General features: G+C 70.4%; 14 protein-coding genes and 1 pseudogene. 9 read left to right on the top strand and 6 right to left on the bottom strand.

The window, feature by feature from the left end; genetic code table 11:
• Positions 1-202: 202 nt before the first annotated feature.
• From D5R93_RS01880 to D5R93_RS13060, 3 genes are all read left to right on the top strand, one after another.
• Entirely contained in the window at positions 203-1,093 is an 891-nt protein-coding gene (locus tag D5R93_RS01880) for an aldo/keto reductase (protein WP_120203476.1), read from the top strand.
• A 61-nt stretch (positions 1,094-1,154) separates the two neighbouring features.
• Positions 1,155-1,574 (top strand): cupin domain-containing protein, encoded by a 420-nt coding sequence (locus tag D5R93_RS01875; RefSeq protein WP_120203474.1) that lies wholly within the window; start codon positions 1,155-1,157, stop codon positions 1,572-1,574.
• Between the two features lie 96 nt (positions 1,575-1,670).
• A complete protein-coding gene (locus tag D5R93_RS13060) occupies positions 1,671-2,378 on the top strand; it encodes a CorA family divalent cation transporter (RefSeq protein ID WP_162933773.1) in 708 nt (235 codons plus the stop codon).
• A 49-nt stretch (positions 2,379-2,427) separates the two neighbouring features.
• On the opposite strand, the gene D5R93_RS01865 is transcribed toward D5R93_RS13060, so the two are convergent.
• Positions 2,428-2,871, bottom strand: a complete 444-nt coding sequence (locus D5R93_RS01865; protein ID WP_279221411.1) for a DUF4143 domain-containing protein — start codon at positions 2,869-2,871, stop codon at positions 2,428-2,430.
• A 9-nt stretch (positions 2,872-2,880) separates the two neighbouring features.
• The gene (locus D5R93_RS13770; protein ID WP_243106883.1) at positions 2,881-3,024 is read right to left on the bottom strand and encodes a hypothetical protein; all 144 of its coding nucleotides are present in this window, start codon (positions 3,022-3,024) and stop codon (positions 2,881-2,883) included.
• A gap of 388 nt (positions 3,025-3,412) precedes the next feature.
• On the opposite strand from D5R93_RS13770, the gene D5R93_RS01860 reads away from it, so the two are divergent.
• Positions 3,413-3,928 (top strand): hypothetical protein, encoded by a 516-nt coding sequence (locus D5R93_RS01860; protein WP_120203468.1) that lies wholly within the window; start codon positions 3,413-3,415, stop codon positions 3,926-3,928.
• A gap of 105 nt (positions 3,929-4,033) precedes the next feature.
• Here the strand turns inward: D5R93_RS01860 and D5R93_RS01855 are convergent, their stop codons facing one another.
• Both D5R93_RS01855 and D5R93_RS01850 read right to left on the bottom strand, forming a co-directional pair.
• Positions 4,034-4,810 carry an SDR family NAD(P)-dependent oxidoreductase gene (locus D5R93_RS01855; protein ID WP_119836305.1) on the bottom strand — a complete coding sequence of 259 codons (777 nt, stop codon included), beginning with the start codon at positions 4,808-4,810 and terminating at the stop codon, positions 4,034-4,036.
• 203 nt (positions 4,811-5,013) lie between these two features.
• Positions 5,014-6,024, bottom strand: a complete 1,011-nt coding sequence (locus D5R93_RS01850) for an alpha/beta hydrolase (protein ID WP_120203465.1) — start codon at positions 6,022-6,024, stop codon at positions 5,014-5,016.
• Positions 6,025-6,310: 286 nt separating this feature from the next.
• Here D5R93_RS01850 and D5R93_RS01845 point away from each other — a divergent pair, with 286 nt between their 5' ends.
• Positions 6,311-7,240 (top strand): LysR family transcriptional regulator, encoded by a 930-nt coding sequence (locus D5R93_RS01845; protein ID WP_120203462.1) that lies wholly within the window; start codon positions 6,311-6,313, stop codon positions 7,238-7,240.
• Here D5R93_RS01845 and D5R93_RS01840 read toward each other — a convergent pair.
• Both D5R93_RS01840 and D5R93_RS01835 read right to left on the bottom strand, forming a co-directional pair.
• The gene (locus D5R93_RS01840) at positions 7,219-7,902 is read right to left on the bottom strand and encodes a response regulator (protein ID WP_119836302.1); all 684 of its coding nucleotides are present in this window, start codon (positions 7,900-7,902) and stop codon (positions 7,219-7,221) included. The genes D5R93_RS01845 and D5R93_RS01840 overlap by 22 nt on opposite strands.
• The gene (locus D5R93_RS01835) at positions 7,899-9,002 is read right to left on the bottom strand and encodes a sensor histidine kinase (RefSeq protein WP_243106882.1); all 1,104 of its coding nucleotides are present in this window, start codon (positions 9,000-9,002) and stop codon (positions 7,899-7,901) included. Before D5R93_RS01835 ends, D5R93_RS01840 begins: the two co-directional genes overlap by 4 nt.
• A gap of 242 nt (positions 9,003-9,244) precedes the next feature.
• Here D5R93_RS01835 and D5R93_RS01830 point away from each other — a divergent pair.
• The 4 genes and pseudogenes from D5R93_RS01830 to D5R93_RS01815 all read left to right on the top strand — a co-directional run bounded on the left by D5R93_RS01830 (position 9,245) and on the right by D5R93_RS01815 (position 15,481).
• Positions 9,245-10,301, top strand: a pseudogene (locus tag D5R93_RS01830) (ABC transporter ATP-binding protein).
• Positions 10,302-10,358: 57 nt separating this feature from the next.
• Positions 10,359-11,522: an ABC transporter permease gene (locus tag D5R93_RS01825; protein WP_120203457.1), complete on the top strand. Its 1,164-nt coding sequence runs from the start codon at positions 10,359-10,361 to the stop codon at positions 11,520-11,522.
• Positions 11,509-12,696 (top strand): ABC transporter permease, encoded by a 1,188-nt coding sequence (locus D5R93_RS01820; RefSeq protein ID WP_120203455.1) that lies wholly within the window; start codon positions 11,509-11,511, stop codon positions 12,694-12,696. The genes D5R93_RS01825 and D5R93_RS01820 overlap by 14 nt, the downstream gene beginning before the upstream one ends.
• A gap of 28 nt (positions 12,697-12,724) precedes the next feature.
• Positions 12,725-15,481, top strand: a complete 2,757-nt coding sequence (locus D5R93_RS01815) for a DEAD/DEAH box helicase (RefSeq protein WP_120203452.1) — start codon at positions 12,725-12,727, stop codon at positions 15,479-15,481.
• Positions 15,482-15,831 lie beyond the last annotated feature (350 nt).

Here is a 15,831-nt window from a genome sequence, read left to right as displayed (position 1 = left end):
TGCGACCGGACCATGCGGCCACGTTGCGAGGCTGCACCCGGTATGCGCTCAACAGAGGTCCCGGACTGCTCCCGGCAGGCTGGAGCCGCCCGGCCTGCCGCCCACGCACCGGGCTGCGGCTGGTTACCCGGACGACCAGCCGCATGTGCACCGTGATCGCGCGCCACCTTGCCCACCAGCCACGACCCCTCAGGAGAGCGACATGACGACCACCGTCCCCACGACCACCCTCAACAACGGCGTCGAGATGCCTGTGCTCGGCTACGGCGTCTTCCAGACCCCGCCGGAGGAAACCGAGCGCTGTGTGCGCGAGGCCCTCGAGGTCGGCTACCGGCTCATCGACACCGCTCAGGCCTACGCCAACGAGGAGGGCGTGGGCGCCGCCGTCGCAAGGAGCGGCGTGCCGCGCGAGGAGGTGTTCCTCACCTCCAAGATCTGGGTGTCCAGCATGAGCTACGAGCGGGCCAGGGCCTCCATCGAGGAGTCGCTGGAGAGGCTCGGCACCGGCTACATCGACCTCATGCTGCTGCACCAGGCGATGGGGGACTACCCCGGTGCCTACCGGGCCATGGAGGAGGCCTACAAGGCGGGCAGGCTACGCGCCATCGGCGTGTCCAACTTCTACCCCGAGCGCCTCGTGGACGTCGCCGCCCTGGCCGAGGTGGTCCCGGCCGTCAACCAGGTGGAGACCCACCCGTTCCGCCAGGCCGACGACGCGCACGCCGTGATGGCCGAGCTGGGGGTAGTCCACGAGGCCTGGGCGCCCTTCGCCGAGGGCCGCAACAACATCTTCACCAACCCGGTGCTCACCGAGATCGGTAAGCGCTACGGCAAGAAGCCCGGGCAGGTGGCTCTGCGCGCCCTGATCCAGAAGGACGTCGTGGTCATCCCCAAGTCCACCCACCGCGACCGCATGGAGGAGAACTTCGACGTCCTCGACTTCGAGCTCACCGAGGCGGACCTGGAGGCCTTCTCCGCCCTGGACGACGGCTCCTTCCCCCGCATCTTCGACCACTACGACCCGAAGGTCGTGGGCTGGCTGCTGCGCGACTACGTCAGGAAGGACCAGCTGGGCGGCGAAGCGCTGTACTGAGCCGCGGACCCGCCTGCACCACCCCTGCCACTACCTGCCACGAACCTTCCCAGGAGGAACCATGACCACCATTGACGACCTGAAGACATCCTTCCTGCCCTTCGGTGAGGAGAACACCGGCCTCGCCGAGCACTTCAGCGGCAAGAGCTACCTGGCGGTGCTCACCACCGAGCAGGTACGCGCCTACAACGTCTCCTTCGAGCCCGGCTGCCGCAACAGCTGGCACATCCACCACGCCACCTCCGGAGGGGGCCAGGTTCTTATTGTCACCGCTGGACGCGGGTGGTACCAGGCCTGGGGCGAGCCCGCCCGTGCGCTCGGGCCCGGCGACGTCGTCAATGTCCCCGCCGGGCTCAAGCACTGGCACGGGGCCGCCGCCGACTCCGCCTTCCAGCACATCGCCCTGGAGGTACCCGGCGAGGACGGCCGCACCGAGTGGCTGGAGCCTGTCTCCCAGGCCGACTACGACGCGCTGGGGTGACACAGCGCTACCGGCACGCGCAACAGGAGCCCCGTCTGCCGCTGCCTGCAGCCCGCGCCCCCGCCCCTTGCTCACCGCCTGCCGGGTCACCACCGTGTGGGGCCGCGTGCCACGTCCCTGACCGCACGGACCCGGACGCCCCGACCAGCGCTTTGCCTTCGCCCTGGACGAGAAGGGCGTCGTCCTCATCGACCCGCGCGGGACGGCCGCCCGGCAGCGGTTATCACTGATGCGTCTAGCAGAAGGCATCGACCCGCGCGGGACGGCCGCCCGGCTCGTGGGACCATCGCGGGCACACGCCGCTGGCGCCAGCCCGGGCTGGAGCGCTTCCTGGCCGACCTCCTCCTCCAGGTCATCAAGGACGACGCCGACCTGCTGCGCGGCTACGAGCGCGAGCTCGACCGCATGGAGGAGGTGATCATGGCTGACACGGCCACCGGTGCGGCGGAGCGCATCAACGAGATGCGCTCCGAGTTGCGCGACCTCGACAAGATGCACCTTGACGTGCGCCAGAACCGCATCAGGACGGCGCTGACCATCGTCACCGCGGTCTTCGCCCCGCCCACGCTTATCGTCGGCTGGGACGGGATGGGCTCCGAGAACATGCCCGAGCTCGCGTGGCCGTGGGGTACCCCGCGGTCGGCGCCCTGTGCCTCCTGGTGGTCGGCACTTGCATCGCCTTCTTCAGACACCGCAAGTGGGTGTGAGGAGCCAGCCGCAGGTCCGCCCGCCTCGTTGCGACCCCACCACCTGCCTCAGGCGCCAGGAACTTCATGGGACAACACAGCCCCGTGTGTCCTATGAAGCTCCTGTTGCCTGTGCTCTCCCGCGCGGGCCTGGCAGGGAGTGCTCGCTACGGCCCCAGGGCGTGGAGCAGGAAGGTGAGGACGCCGTCGGGAAGCCGCACCGTGGGGCCGTCGGCGGTAATGACGGCGGTGAGCACCGGCCCGGGCGTGCGCGCCGTGTCGATGTCAGCGACGAGGCTGACCAGGGACGCCTGCGCGGCAGGAACCTGCCTCCGCCCGAGCTTGACCTCGAAAGCGGCCCAGCGCCCGTCGTCAGGCTCGACGACGGCGTCCGCCTCCTTACCTGCCTTGTCCCGGTAGTGGTACACCCGGCCATCCAGCGCCTCGGCGAAGACCCGCAGGTGCTGGACCACCTGGGACTCGAACCACAGCCCCGCAGTCGGGAGGTCGTGCATGAGACGCGGTGCCGAGGTCGAGGTGACCGCCGCCGCCAGTGCCGGGTCAACGAGGTGCAGCGTGGGGGAGGTCTGCACGGCGTACCGGGATCGCAGGTGCGGCGCTCACGTCGGCTGCTCCTCGACGACAAAGAGCCGCTTGAGGGCATTGACGTAGGCGACAGCGGTCTGCGTCCTCTGCGACTGGGTGGAGGCGTCCCTGACAAGGGTGGCAAAGGACGCCTCCGTGCCGACCTTCCGCGTCCCCATCGGCTTTCCCCTTGGTCAACCGGTCATGTGGAGCGTTTCCAACCGGTCAGACGGCGCCTGCTGCGGGCGAAGAGGTCTACAAGCCCCACTGGGCCACGACGGGGAGGAGGCCCGTTGCCGTCGGCTGCAGCGCCGCACGAGTCCTCGCTCCCGACAGGGGCGTGCGAACTGACCTACGTCTCTGACGCAGCGCTGCACGCCCCCTGCCCATGCAGCCGACAACAGGGACCGAGCGTTGGCAGCCTCGTGGCCGCCCGGACCTGCCGACCGCGGAGTCGTAGATGCTCCCTCAGGTGTCCACAGCCGCCCAACCAGCTTGCGTCCCCGTTATGGAGGCGTTATGTTAACCGCACTCCCGTCACCAGACAAAGACCTGGAGAATCTCCGCATGCCCGAATCCGCAGACTGGAAGAAAGTCCTCCTCCTCTCTGTTCTTCTCGGCACTGCCTCCTTGGTCCTCAACATCTCGTTCCAGGAGGAGATAGAAGGCGGCTGGCAGACCTACTCAGGATTTCGGAAGACTGGCGCCAAGCTGGTCAACTCCGGCTCCCTGTGGGCAGCCCTGGCCTTCTACTGCGGCAGCCTGACGGCGACTCCCCGGGCAGGGGCGCTCGCCGGGGTGCTGAGCGCCCAGTGCGCCCTGGGAACCCACTACACGCTGGGAATCCTCACCTCCGCCTACGACCACAGCGCGATGCTCGCCAACATCGAGTGGTTCATCGCAGGAGCGGTGCTGTGCTGCCCCTGGGAGCACTCGGGTGGCTCTCACAGCAGCAGGGAGCCCTGCCACTGCTGGCTCGCCTTGTCCCGGCGGCATGCGTCATCGCCGACCCCATTGTCACCCAGAGGCTGTCCATCGCACCAGCTGAAATCCCCTGGTCTGAGCGGTACTCGGACCTGTTAAGCGGGCTCCTTCTCCTTATCGCCGGCCTCACCTGGCTGAGCTACACCATCTACCAGACTGCGACCGAGAAAAGAAGAGCACCCGAGCACCCTCACGCGGCCAGCCTCACACGATGGTCATCCCGCCGTCCACGGCGATGAACTGCCCCTGGACGTAGCTGCAGGCGTCGGAGGACAGGAACAGCACCGGGCCGTTGAGCTCGCCGGAGGCCCCGGGGCGCCCAGCCGGGTTCAGCGTGTTGTAGGCGGCCAGGAACTCCTGGGAGGCGAACAGGGTGTGCTGCGTCATCTCCGAGGAGAACAGGCCCGGCCCCAGGGCGTTGACGGTGATGCCGTAGCGGGCGTAGGAGGCGGCCATGCCCCGGGTCAGTCCGGTGACCGCCGCCTTGGAGGCGTTGTAGGAGTGGCGGATGAAGGCGTCGGTCTTGTCGGCGATGACGGCGTTGACCGAGGCGATGTTGACCACGTGCCCGTAGCCAGCCTCCTTCATGTGGGGGATGACGTACTTGGAGACGTGGGCGATGCCCTTGACGTTGGTCCCCAGGGAGGTGTCCCAGTCCTCGTCGCTGAGGGTGTCCACCCCTCCAAACACGGCGACGCCGGCGTTGTTGAGCAGGATGTCGATGGTGCCCAACTCGGCGAGGACCTTCTCCACCGCCGCCTGGCAGCTGGCCTCGTCGGTGACGTCGCAGCCCGCGGCCACCACGGTGACGCCGTGGGCCTCCAGCTCGGGCCTCAGGGCCTCCAGGCGGTCGGTACGCCGGGCCAGGAGCGCGACGTTGGCCCCCGCCTGGGCGTAGGCGCGAGCGGCGTCGGCCCCCAGGCCGGAGCTGGCCCCTACGACGACGGCGTTCTTGCCCCGGATACTGAACAGGTCTGTCACTGCTTGGCTCCTCTCTGCTTCGCGGCCCGCGACACCACGGGCCGGACCTGCCGGTGCTGCGGGCCAGGCATGTCACCGGGCATGTCAGTGCGGCCTGCTGACCGCACTGTGCACCCGAGGGTACGCCTGTGGGAGCGCAGAGCCAGCTGACGCGCGGCCCCAGACACGCCCCCAGCCCCAGCGCCGCCCGGTCGCCCCGGGCCTCACCCCAGGTTTGCCGTGAGGAACTCGGCGATCCTCTCCCACGGGATGGCCTCCTTGCCGCCACCGTCGTAGAGGTCGGTGTGGGAGGCGCCCGGCACGGTCACCATCTCCTTGTTGTCACCCTGGAGCCTGGCGAAGGCGTCCTTACCCATGTAGTAGGAGTGCGCCGCGTCCCCGTGGAGGATCATCACCGCGTTCTCGATCTCCTCGATGTAGCCCAGCAAGGTCGCGTTCATCAGGGAGGAGCCGCCGATCACCGTCCAGCCGTCGTTGGAGTTCAGCGAACGGGGGTGGTAGCCCCGCGGCGTCTTGTAGTAGGCGTAGTAGTCCTTGGCGAAGTCGGGGGCGTCGTCGGGAAGGGGGTCCACCACGCCGCCAGCCATGGCATAGGTGCCGGACCGGTAGTCGGCGGTGCGCTGCGCCGCCACGGAGGCGCGCATCTGGTTGCGGGCCTCGGCGGAGTCGGAGGAGTCGAAGTAGCCGTTGGCGGCCACCCGGCTCAGGTCGTACATGGTGGAGACCACCGTGGCCTTGATGCGCGGGTCCGCGGCCGCCGCGGCCAGGGCCATACCGCCCCAGCCGCAGACGCCGATGACGCCGAGGCGCTCGGGGTCGACGTCCTCGCGCACGGACAGGTAGTCGACGGCGGCCTGGAAGTCCTCGATGTTGATGTCCGGGGAGGCCATGTAGCGGGGTGCGCCCCCGGACTCGCCGGTAAAGCTGGGGTCGAAGGCGACGGCCAGGAAGCCGCGCTCAGCCATGGCCTGGGCGTACAGGCCGCTGGACTGCTCCTTGACGGCACCGAAGGGACCGGACACGGCCAGCGCGGGCAGCGGCCCCCCGGCACCCTGAGGCCGGTAGAGGTCGGCCGCCAGGGTGGTGCCGAACCGGTTGTGGAAGGTGACCTTGGCGTGGTCCACCTGGGTGGAGCGAGGGAACACCTTGTCCCACTCCTGCGTCAGCTCCAGCGTGTCCTCACGGGGGCCGGGTGTGCTGTCCGTCCTGGTCATGGTCCTTACTCCTCGCTCCTGGGTCAGGCCCCCACAGCCCGACCGGTCACCACCTATTCTCACCAGCAGCATGACATAACGCTAATGGCAATTCAGCATCCTGGATATTCCTAAGTAGAATATCTGCGTCGGGCATTCCTGTGGGCACACCCTGCACGCGCCCCATACGCCGCCCGCCCGCACGCACGGCGCCCGCCGCGACGCGCCCGACGCGCGGCACACACCGCACCCGCACATGCCCGCACGCCGCACCCCCGAACCTCGCAGACAGGGAGCCGACCGCATCATGGAGATCCAGACACTGCGCTACTTCCTCGCGGTCGCGCGCGAGGAGAACATGACCCGGGCCGCCGGAGCGCTCCACGTCACGCAGCCCACGCTGTCCAAGCAGGTGAGGTCGCTGGAGCGCGAGCTGGGGCACAAGCTGTTCACCCGGCACTCCTTCAGCATCGAGCTGACGGAGGAGGGCAGGCTCCTGCGCGAGCGCGCCACCGACCTCGTCCGCATGGCGGACCGTATCGAGACCGAGTTCCGTGGCCTGGACGACGTCACCGGCGGTGACCTGCACCTGGGCCTGGCCGAGTCCTGGCAGGTCAGCATCCTCGCCCAGGAGATCAGCCACCTCAGGAGGCACTGCCCCCGCCTGCGCTATCACGTCACCAGCGGCGGCACCGCACAGGTCACCGACAGCCTTGACCGCGGGCTGCTCGACTTCGCCGCGCTCGTCGAGCCGCCGGACGCCACCAGGTACAGGAGCCTTCCCCTGCCGGTCATCGACGTGTGGGGGGTCGTCATGCGCAGCGACAGCACCCTGGCAGCCAAGGAGGCCGTCACCGTCGAGGATCTGGTCGGCCTGCCGCTGCTGTGCTCCGAGCAGTCCTGGGAGCGTGACATCCCGGGCTGGGCCGGGGAGCGCATGGGGGAGCTCACCCTGGAGGGGACCTTCCAGCTGGCCTACAACGGCGCCGTCTTCGCCCGGGCGGGGCTGGGCTACCTGCTCGCCTTCGACCACCTGGTAGACACCAGCCCGTCCAGCGGCCTCACCTTCCGCCCGCTGAAGCCCACGCTGACCTCACACATGTACCTCATCTGGCGCCGGGAACAGGTCCTCTCGCCCATCGCGCAACGCTTCCTGGCCCAGGTGCGCTCCTCGCTCGGGGGCTTGCAGGACCCCCAGGATCCCACAGCCACCGGTCACGCCCCGGCGGAGCGGTAGTAGAGCACCGCAACCTGGGTGCGGTTGCGCAGCCCGAGCTTGGCCAGCACCGCGCTGATGTGGTTGCGCACGGTGCCCTCGCTCATGAACAGCCGCCCAGCCACCTCGGCGTTGTCCAGGCCCTCGGACAGCGCCTCGACCACCTCGTACTCGCGCTCGGTCAGCGAGGCGAAGACCGCTGACCGCTCCCCGTATCCCCGGGGCTGGGGCGCCCGCAGGGAGCCTGTCGGCGCCTCCATGGTTTCCCCCATGGTCGCCCCCATGGTCGCGGTACGCTCCAGGACCTGGCCCTCCATGACGGTCAGCCCAGCCATGACGCTGCGCAGGGCCGGGGCCACCTGGGCCACGTCCTGCTTGATGAGGTAGCCGCGCGCGCCCATCCGCAGCGCCCGCACGATGTAGTCGTCGTCGGAGAAGGTGGTGAGGAAGACGATGCGGGCCTGCCTGTCATGCTCCAGGACCTGCTCCGCCGCGCTCAGCCCGTCACCGCCGGGCATGCGGATGTCCATGAGCAGGATGTCGGGCTGGTGGCGGGCGTACCCGGCCACGGCCTGCGGGCCGCTGCCGCCCTGGCCGACGACCTCGATATCGTCTTCCGCCGACAGGATCGTGGCCAAGGAGCTGGCGACGATGGCGTCGTCGTCAACAATGAGCACCCTCATGCGTCCCCCTTCGGGATGGTGGCGAAGACCGTGAACCTCGGGGAGGGGGTGACACGCAGGACTCCCCCCAGCATCTCGACCCGCTCCCTCATGGAGCGCAGGCCCATGCCCACGGGATCGGGACGGGCGGACCGGCCCGGCACCGCGCCATCGTTGCTGATAGTGACCTGCCAGAACGCCGGGTACTCGGCCAGGGCGACCCGGGCGGAGTCGGCTGCGCCGTGGCGCACGGCGTTGGTCAGCGCCTCCCGGGTCACCGCCAGCAGGCAGTGGGAGACGTCGGTGGGCGGGGCCTGGTCCAGCAGGCAGCTGACCGCGACGTCCTTGATGCCACAGCGCAGCCCCAGCAGGTTGAGGGCCGTGGGCAGGTCCTCGCCCTCCTCGGACAGGGCGTGCACGCTGCGCCGCACGGATCCCAGCGCCTCCTCAAGAGTGGCACCCACCTCCTCCAGCTGCGACGGCAGGGTGGGGTGGTCACGGTGGAGCACCTGGAGCGCCCTGACCCTCAGGGTGAGGCGGGTCAGCAGGTGCCCCACCGTGTCGTGGATGTCGCGGGCGATCCTGGTGCGCTCTGACAGGGCGGCCGCCCGCACCTCGTGGTCCTGGGCCTCCAGAAGGCGGGCGTTGGTGCGCTCCAGGGCGACCACCTTGACCTGCAGGTCGTCCCGCAGACGGTACAAGTGACCCCGGGTCAGGTCCCCTTGCGCGGTGCGCACACCCAGGAGCACCGCCACGGCGCACAGGACGGCCGCCAGGACCACAGCCGTCGGCGGCAGCCGCGCCCCTGTCGCTGCCGCCAGCACAGGCCCCCCGCACAGCAGGAGCAGCCAGGTGCCGCCTGCCCGTAGGGTGGTGGAACGGGCCAGGTCGTAGGCGGCCAGGGGCGCGCCGAGCACGGACTCCGGCGACAGGCAGCCCGCCACCAGGTAGGCAGCCGGGGCGACGACGGCCCCGCGCCTGCCCTCCACCAGGACGCACAGGCTGCTCAGCACCACCGCCACCAGCACCCAGACGACCCGGACGACACCGGGTACGCCGACCACCAGCATCAGGGTGGTGCAGCCACCCAGGACGATGCTCTTGTCCACCAGTGGTCCCACAGGACGATTATCCGGCATATCTCGGCAGGCCGTCCTGGCACAGGGCCGGAAGGCGCCTACACGGGAAGCACCGACGATACCGTTCCGTGACAGATGTCATGGGACGACCCTGGACCCGTGACAGCGCTCAGCTGTGCGGGCTGACAGGCCTGCGCCACCATGGCGAGCAGACACAGACCGGAGCAGACGCAACGGGCAGGAGACCCGCCGACAAGGACCTCGAAGGAGACGAGATGCCTGACATGCCAGACGAGGCCTCCAGCACCTCCCCGGGGGCGGCAAGCAGCACGGCCTCGGCTCCCGGCACCACTGCCGGTGCCGCCGCTACCACCAGCACCGGCAGTGTCGGCAGCGCAGTGGCGGTGGAGGGCCTGGTCAAGCGCTACGGGGACCTGGTCGCGGTGGACAACCTGACGCTGCGGATCGCCTCCGGTGAGATCTTCGGACTGCTGGGACCCAACGGCTCGGGCAAGACCACCACGATCAGCTGCATCCTCCAGCTCCTGACCCGCGACCGCGGCGAGATCAGCGTCCTAGGGCAGCCGATGAGGGCCACCTCCTACGACCTCAAACGCCGCATCGGCATCGTCCCCCAGGAGGTCGCCGTCTTCGACGAGCTCACGGTAAGGGAGAACATCGACGCCTTCTGCGCCCTCTACGTCCCCGGCCGCAGGCAGCGCCGGGCCCTGGTGGAGGAGGCCATTGACTTCGTCGACCTGGGTCGCTTTGCGGGATTCCGGCCCGCCAGGCTTTCCGGAGGCCTGCTGCGCAGGCTCAACATCGCCTGCGGTATCGCCCACAGGCCTGAGCTCATCATCCTCGACGAGCCGACGGTAGCGGTGGACCCCAGAGCCGCAACGCCATCCTCGACGGCATCAGGGACCTCAACCGGCAGGGGCGACCATCATCTACACCAGCCACTACATGGAGGAGGTGGAGCAGCTGTGCACCCGGATCATGATCGTCGACGGCGGCAAGGAGGTCGCCAGCGGCACCACCAGCGAGCTGAAGTCGATGATCGGGGTCGGTGAGCGCATCCGCGTTGAGGTAGTCGCCCCCGAGGCCCCTGGGGAGGAGGCCCTCGAGCAGGTGCGCCGCCTGGGCCACGTGCGCTCCGCGGCCTGGCAGGCTCCCGAGCTGCTCGTCGAGTGCGCCCCCGGCGCCCACAACCTCTCCGACGTCATGGAGGTGCTGGCAGCGCAGGAGGTCACCTGCGGGCGCGTCACCTCCGAGCCGCCCACGCTCAACGACGTCTTCCTGGAGATGACCGGGCGTGCCCTGCGCGACGAGGCCGCCTGAGGAGCCCGTGATGTCAGTGGTGTCTGCTATGTCTGCGTTGTTCAAGGCGGTGTGGTGATGTCAGCGGTGTCAGAGGTCGTGACGATCGGCGCCTACCAGGCGCTGCGCCTGGTCCGCGACAGGGTGCTGCTGCTGTGGACGCTGGGGCTGCCTGTCATCCTGTCACTCATCTTCTCCAGCATGTTCTCCGGCATGGACGAGCTCTACCAGGCCGACCCCGTCGAGCTGGGGGTGGTCCTGGATGAGCCCTACCGCAACGCGGAGGGGCTGGAGGAGGTGGTCACTGCCGTCTCCTCCCAGGACGGGGAGATGCACCTGGTCAACACCCACCCCGTGTCCTCCCCCGCTGAGGCGGAGGACGCGGCCCTAGAGGGGGAGACGATCGGCTACCTGGCCGTGGAGGACGGCGAGCCGGTCCTCCACGTCTCTCCCGCCAGCAGCGACGAGGCGACAGTCCCCGTGCTGCGGGCTGTCCTGGAGTCCTACCTGAGCACCAGGGCCGAGTACGCCGCGCTCACCGCCCAGGGGCTCGGCCCCGAGCAGATGGCGGCCACCCAGGTGTCGCGGACCCACACCCAGGAGGTCCAGGTCACCCAGGAGCCCGCGGACCCGCAGGTGCGCTTCTACTACGCCCTGCTCGCCTTCGCCTGCGGCACGGGGGCGGCTGTCTCCGTCATCGCCGCCCAGGGGGTCGTGGCAACGTCCTCACCGCTGGGTGCCCGCCGCAGCCTGGCGGGGAGCGCCCGGTGGAGGGTGGTGCTGGGGACGCTGGCCGGCTCGTGGGTGTGCATCGTCGCCTGCCTGCTTATCGCCTTCTACGTCATCCGGGCGGTAGCCGACATCAGCTTCGGGCCGAGCATCTGGCTGTGCCACGTGGCCATCGCCGTGGCCAGCCTCATGACCTGCGCCGCCGGGGCCGCCCTGGGCACGGTGCGTAGCATGAGCCTGGGGATCGTCTCCGGTATCGTGGCCCTGCTGTCGCTGCTCACCGGGCTGTACGGTCCCGGCGCGCAGCAGCTGGCCGACACCGTGGAGCAGTCTGCCCCCCTGCTTGCCCAGGCCAACCCCCTGTGGCAGATTGCGCACAGCTTCTTTGCGCTGCTCTACTACGACAGCCTTGAGCCCTTCGCCCGCTGCTGTGCCGTTATGGGGGGTATGACCCTCCTGTTCCTGGCCGTCGCGCTGGTGCGCATGAGGAGGCTGAGCCATGAGCATCTTTAGGACGTCACTGCGTATCGTCGCCGCGCACCGACTGTACGTCCTGGTCTACCTGGTCCTGCTGAGCATGCTGGGCCTGCTCACTGCCGCAGTCGCCTCCAGCTCGCAGGAGGACGGTCAGGTCGTCGAGGAGGATCCCGCCGTCGCCGTCATCGACCGGGACGGCTCCACCATCTCCCAGGGGCTCACCAGCTACGTGGAGTCCCAGGGGGACACCGTCTCCCTAGAGGACACCAGGAGGGCGCTCCAGGACGCCGCCGCCCAGGACCGGGTCCAGTACGTCCTCATCATCCCCGAGGGATACGGAGAGGAGCTCGTCGCCGCAGCCCAGGAGGGACAGGACCCCCCGGTGCTGGACACCGTGGTCAGCTACCAGTCCGCAACGGGCTCGCGCGTGGACGTGCGCTCCAGCGCCTTCCTGGACCAGGTCTACGACCACCTGTCGCTGTCGGGGGCCACCGCCCAGGAGGCGGTCACGCTGGCGCGCGAGGCAGTGGACCAGTCCGTACGGGCCGAGGTGATCAGCGTGGCCTCCCCGTCCCTGCCGGAACGCTTCAGGGTCTTCGCCGAGTTCTCCCTCTACCCGCTGTTCGCCTTCGGCCTGGTGTCCGTCTCCACGCTCATGCTGGCGCTGAGCCGCCGGCCGGTGCGCTCGCGCCTGGCCTCCGCCCCGACCAGCGGGGTCGTGCGCAGCCTTGGCGTCATGGCGACCTGCCTCATGGTTGGCACCGTGGGGTGGCTGTGGGTCCTCGGCCTGGGCACGGTGGCCTTCACCGGCGCGGACGCGGCAGACTCGGCGCTGCCCCTGGGACTGGTGGGCCTGGCGCTGTTCTCCTACATGCTCTTCTCCGTTGCGGTCGGGTTCCTCCTGGGCCAGCTGGGGGCGGGCCGCAACGTGGCCAACGCCGTGGCGAACATCCTCGGTATGGTGCTCACGTTCCTGTCGGGGGCGTGGATGCCGCTGGAGTACATGCCTGACGCGCTGGCGCCACTGACCAGGATCACGCCCAGCTACTGGGTGGACCAGGTGATTCAGACGGCGTCTACCGCGCCCTCGCTCAACAGCGACACCATCACGACGATGGTGGGCCAGTGCGCGGTGTGCACCCTGTTCGCCCTGGCCGTCTTCAGCGCCGGGGTCGCCGTGGGGCGGCCCCGGGCCAGGTCCTCCCTGTAGCCCTTGCGGTGAGGGCACACTTGGGCGCATGACCACGCGTGACCTCACCGAGCTGCTGGAGTCGATCGGTGCGGGCGACGGGCGCCTGGTGCACCTGGAGCACGTCCCGGCTCGCCCTGGGCGCCAGGCCGACTGGCCCGCCTGGGCCGACACCGACCTGGTGGCCGCCTACCACCGCACCGGCATCACCCGCCCCTGGACCCACCAGGTGGAGGCCGCTGAGGCGCTGCACGCCGGGCACCACACGGTCCTGGCCACGGGCACCGGCTCCGGCAAGTCCCTGGCCGCCTGGCTGCCCGCCCTCAGCGACGTCCTGACGGCACAGGCGGAGCACCCGGCCCCGGACGGCAGCCAACCGCGTGGGGGAGGCCGTGAGAACGTCCGGGAGAAGGGTCGGGAGAGGGTCTCTGCCCTGCGGCAGCGGCCCGCCGTCATGTACCTGGCCCCCACCAAGGCCCTGGCTGCCGACCAGGCTGCGGGCCTGGAGCGCCTGGTCGCCGCGCTGGAGGCCGTCCAGGCGGAGCACCGTCAGGAGTGCTGCCACAAGCGCCGCCAGGAACCCCTCCCCAAGCACAGCCGCGAGCCCGACCACGAGCACAGCCGACCCTGTGGTGCCGGGAGCACCGGTCCCGCCGTCGGGCTGCGCACGGTGCGCACCGGCACCTGCGACGGGGACACGCCGATGGCCGAGCGGGACTGGGTACGCGCCCACGCCGACGTCGTGCTGACTAACCCGGACTTCCTCCACTTCTCCCTCCTACCCGGCCACGAGCGCTGGACCCGCCTGCTACGGGGCCTGCGCTACGTCGTCGTCGACGAGTGCCATGCCTACCGGGGCGTGCTGGGGGCGCACGTGGCGCTGGTGCTGCGGCGGCTCCTGCGCCTGGTACGTCGGCTGCGGCCCGACGGCCCCCAACCGGTGGTCCTGTGCGCCTCGGCGACCGCCGCCGAGCCCGCCCTGACCGCCGCCCGGCTCATCGGGACGGAGCCGAGCGAGGTCGTCACGGTCAGCAAGGACGGCGCCCCGGCAGGGCAGCGCAGCCTGGCCCTGTGGCAGCCTGCCCTGCGTGACCCGTGGGTGGTGGCTGCCCCAGCCGATCCAGGCAGCCCGGCTGGCCTCACTGACCTCTCCGGTCTTTCCGGCCCCGGCGGCCCGGCTGGCCTCAGCGACCCGGCGGCCCTTACCGATCCCGAGGACCCGGCAGCCCGGCGCTCGGCGCTGGTGGAGGCCTCCGAGCTGACAGTGGACCTGCTCAGCGTGGGTGCCCGGGTGCTGGTCTTTGTCCGCTCCCGCCGCAGCGCGGAGATCGTGGCCGAGCGCACCCGCCACACTCTGGGGCTGTCCCTGCCTGAGCTGGCGGGAACAGTGGCCGCCTACCGTGGCGGCTACCTGCCGGAGGAGCGCCGCGCCCTGGAGACGGACCTGCGCCGCGGGCGTCTGCGCGCCCTGGCCACCACCAGCGCCCTGGAGCTGGGGATCGACGTCACCGACCTGGACGCGGTGGTCATCGCCGGGTGGCCGGGTACCCGCACGTCGCTGAGCCAGCAGGCGGGCCGGGCCGGGCGGGCCGGCGGGCGCGGCCTGGCTGTCCTCATCGCCTCCGACAACCCCCTGGACGCCTACCTGGTCCACCACCCTGAGGCGGTCTTCGCCTCCCCGGAGGCCACCGTCTTCGACCCGGCCAACCCCTACGTGCTGGCCCCGCACCTGTGCGCGGCGGCCTCGGAGTCCCCACTGAGGCAGGGGGACCTGGCCCTGTTCGGCCTGGCTGACGAATCCCTGCTGGTCGAGCTGGAGGAGCGCGGCGCCCTGCGGCGGCGCCCCACCGGGTGGTTCTGGAACGTGACCCTGCCCGGACGGCCGCAGGACCTCACCTCCCTGCGCGGGGACGGCCCGCCAGCCGTCCCCGTGGTGGAGACGGGCACGGGGACGGTCGTCGGCACCGTGGACGGCGCGGCGGCGGACTCCACCGTGCACGAGGGGGCCGTCTACGTGCACCAGGGGACGGTGTACGTGGTGGAGGAGCTCACCGAGGAGGCGGCCTTCGTACGCCAGCAGGCGGCGGTCGGCTACCGTACCCGGGCCCGCTCGCGCACCAGCGTGCGCATCCTGGCCGAGCGTGAGCGCCAGGAGTGGGTGGTGCCGCAGGATGGCGGGCAGCCGGAGGACGGGCTGCCGGGTGGACGCAAGGAGTCGGAGGCGCCCGCCGTCGCCTGGTCCTTCGGCTCGGTGGAGGTCACCAGCCAGGTGACCGGCTACAGCAGGCTGGCGCTACCCGGCATGGAGGTGGTCTCCCAGCACCCGCTGGACATGCCCGAGCGCGTGCTGCCCACCGCCGCCACCTGGTGGACGCTGCCCCGAGAGCTCTGCGAGAGCGCGGGGCTGGGAGACGACGTGCTGCCCGGGGCGCTGCACGCCGCCGAGCACGCTGCCATCGGGATCCTGCCTCTGGTGGCGACCTGTGACCGCTGGGACATCGGCGGGCTGTCCACGGCGCTGCACCCCCAGACGGCGCAGCCCACCGTCTTCGTCCACGACGGCCACGCCGGAGGGGCCGGGTTCGCCGAGCGCGGGTATCGAGCCGGACGGCAGTGGCTGGCCGCGACCCTGGGCGTCATCGAGCAGTGCGGGTGCACCAACGGCTGCCCCAGCTGCGTCCAGTCCCCCAAGTGCGGCAACAACAACGAGCCTCTGGACAAGCAAGGGGCCGCCGCCCTGCTGAGGCTGCTGGTGCAAGCCGCGCCCCCCGGAGGGGACGCAGCAAAGGACCATGCAGCACGGTAGTGGCCCTCGCCCCTGTCGCACTACGGCCTGCTCCCGAGAAGGAGCAGGCCTCAGCTGAGGAGAAGGAGGGGCGCAGCCCAGCAGGCCACGTCCCGTCAGACAACGACGGCGGGCCGCGAATACCGGGCCGCGAATACCGGGCGGCGAATACGGTAAGCCGGGCATGAGAACCTGGAACCAGCTCCTGCGGGCAGGGCCGGGGCACGGCAGGAGACGGGTCCACGGCAAGCGGGGCAAGCGGCCCCAGGGGAGGCCTGTGCGGGCCTCCCAGCCGCTAGCAGCCCGGTCTAGAGTCATGCTCGAGCACCCGATCAGGGGAACCGCCCGGCGCTGCGGCACAAGCGGACCCG

The organism is Actinomyces lilanjuaniae, from assembly GCF_003606385.1.
GTDB classification, from domain to species: domain Bacteria; phylum Actinomycetota; class Actinomycetes; order Actinomycetales; family Actinomycetaceae; genus Actinomyces; species Actinomyces lilanjuaniae.
Note: the sequence above shows the minus strand (reverse complement) of the source record. Positions and strands in the feature narration are given on the sequence as shown.

What these genes read in the sequence shown, in the direction of transcription:
- D5R93_RS01875 (WP_120203474.1), top strand. Translation starts at nt 1,155, where the DNA reads ATGACCACCATTGACGACCTGAAGACATCCTTCCTGCCCTTCGGTGAG.
- D5R93_RS01860 (WP_120203468.1), top strand. Translation starts at nt 3,413, where the DNA reads ATGCCCGAATCCGCAGACTGGAAGAAAGTCCTCCTCCTCTCTGTTCTT.
- D5R93_RS01840 (WP_119836302.1), bottom strand. Translation starts at nt 7,902, where the DNA reads ATGAGGGTGCTCATTGTTGACGACGACGCCATCGTCGCCAGCTCCTTG.
- D5R93_RS01880 (WP_120203476.1), top strand. Translation starts at nt 203, where the DNA reads ATGACGACCACCGTCCCCACGACCACCCTCAACAACGGCGTCGAGATG.
- D5R93_RS01825 (WP_120203457.1), top strand. Translation starts at nt 10,359, where the DNA reads ATGTCAGCGGTGTCAGAGGTCGTGACGATCGGCGCCTACCAGGCGCTG.
- D5R93_RS01815 (WP_120203452.1), top strand. Translation starts at nt 12,725, where the DNA reads ATGACCACGCGTGACCTCACCGAGCTGCTGGAGTCGATCGGTGCGGGC.
- D5R93_RS01845 (WP_120203462.1), top strand. Translation starts at nt 6,311, where the DNA reads ATGGAGATCCAGACACTGCGCTACTTCCTCGCGGTCGCGCGCGAGGAG.
- D5R93_RS01820 (WP_120203455.1), top strand. Translation starts at nt 11,509, where the DNA reads ATGAGCATCTTTAGGACGTCACTGCGTATCGTCGCCGCGCACCGACTG.
- D5R93_RS13770 (WP_243106883.1), bottom strand. Translation starts at nt 3,024, where the DNA reads ATGGGGACGCGGAAGGTCGGCACGGAGGCGTCCTTTGCCACCCTTGTC.
- D5R93_RS01850 (WP_120203465.1), bottom strand. Translation starts at nt 6,024, where the DNA reads ATGACCAGGACGGACAGCACACCCGGCCCCCGTGAGGACACGCTGGAG.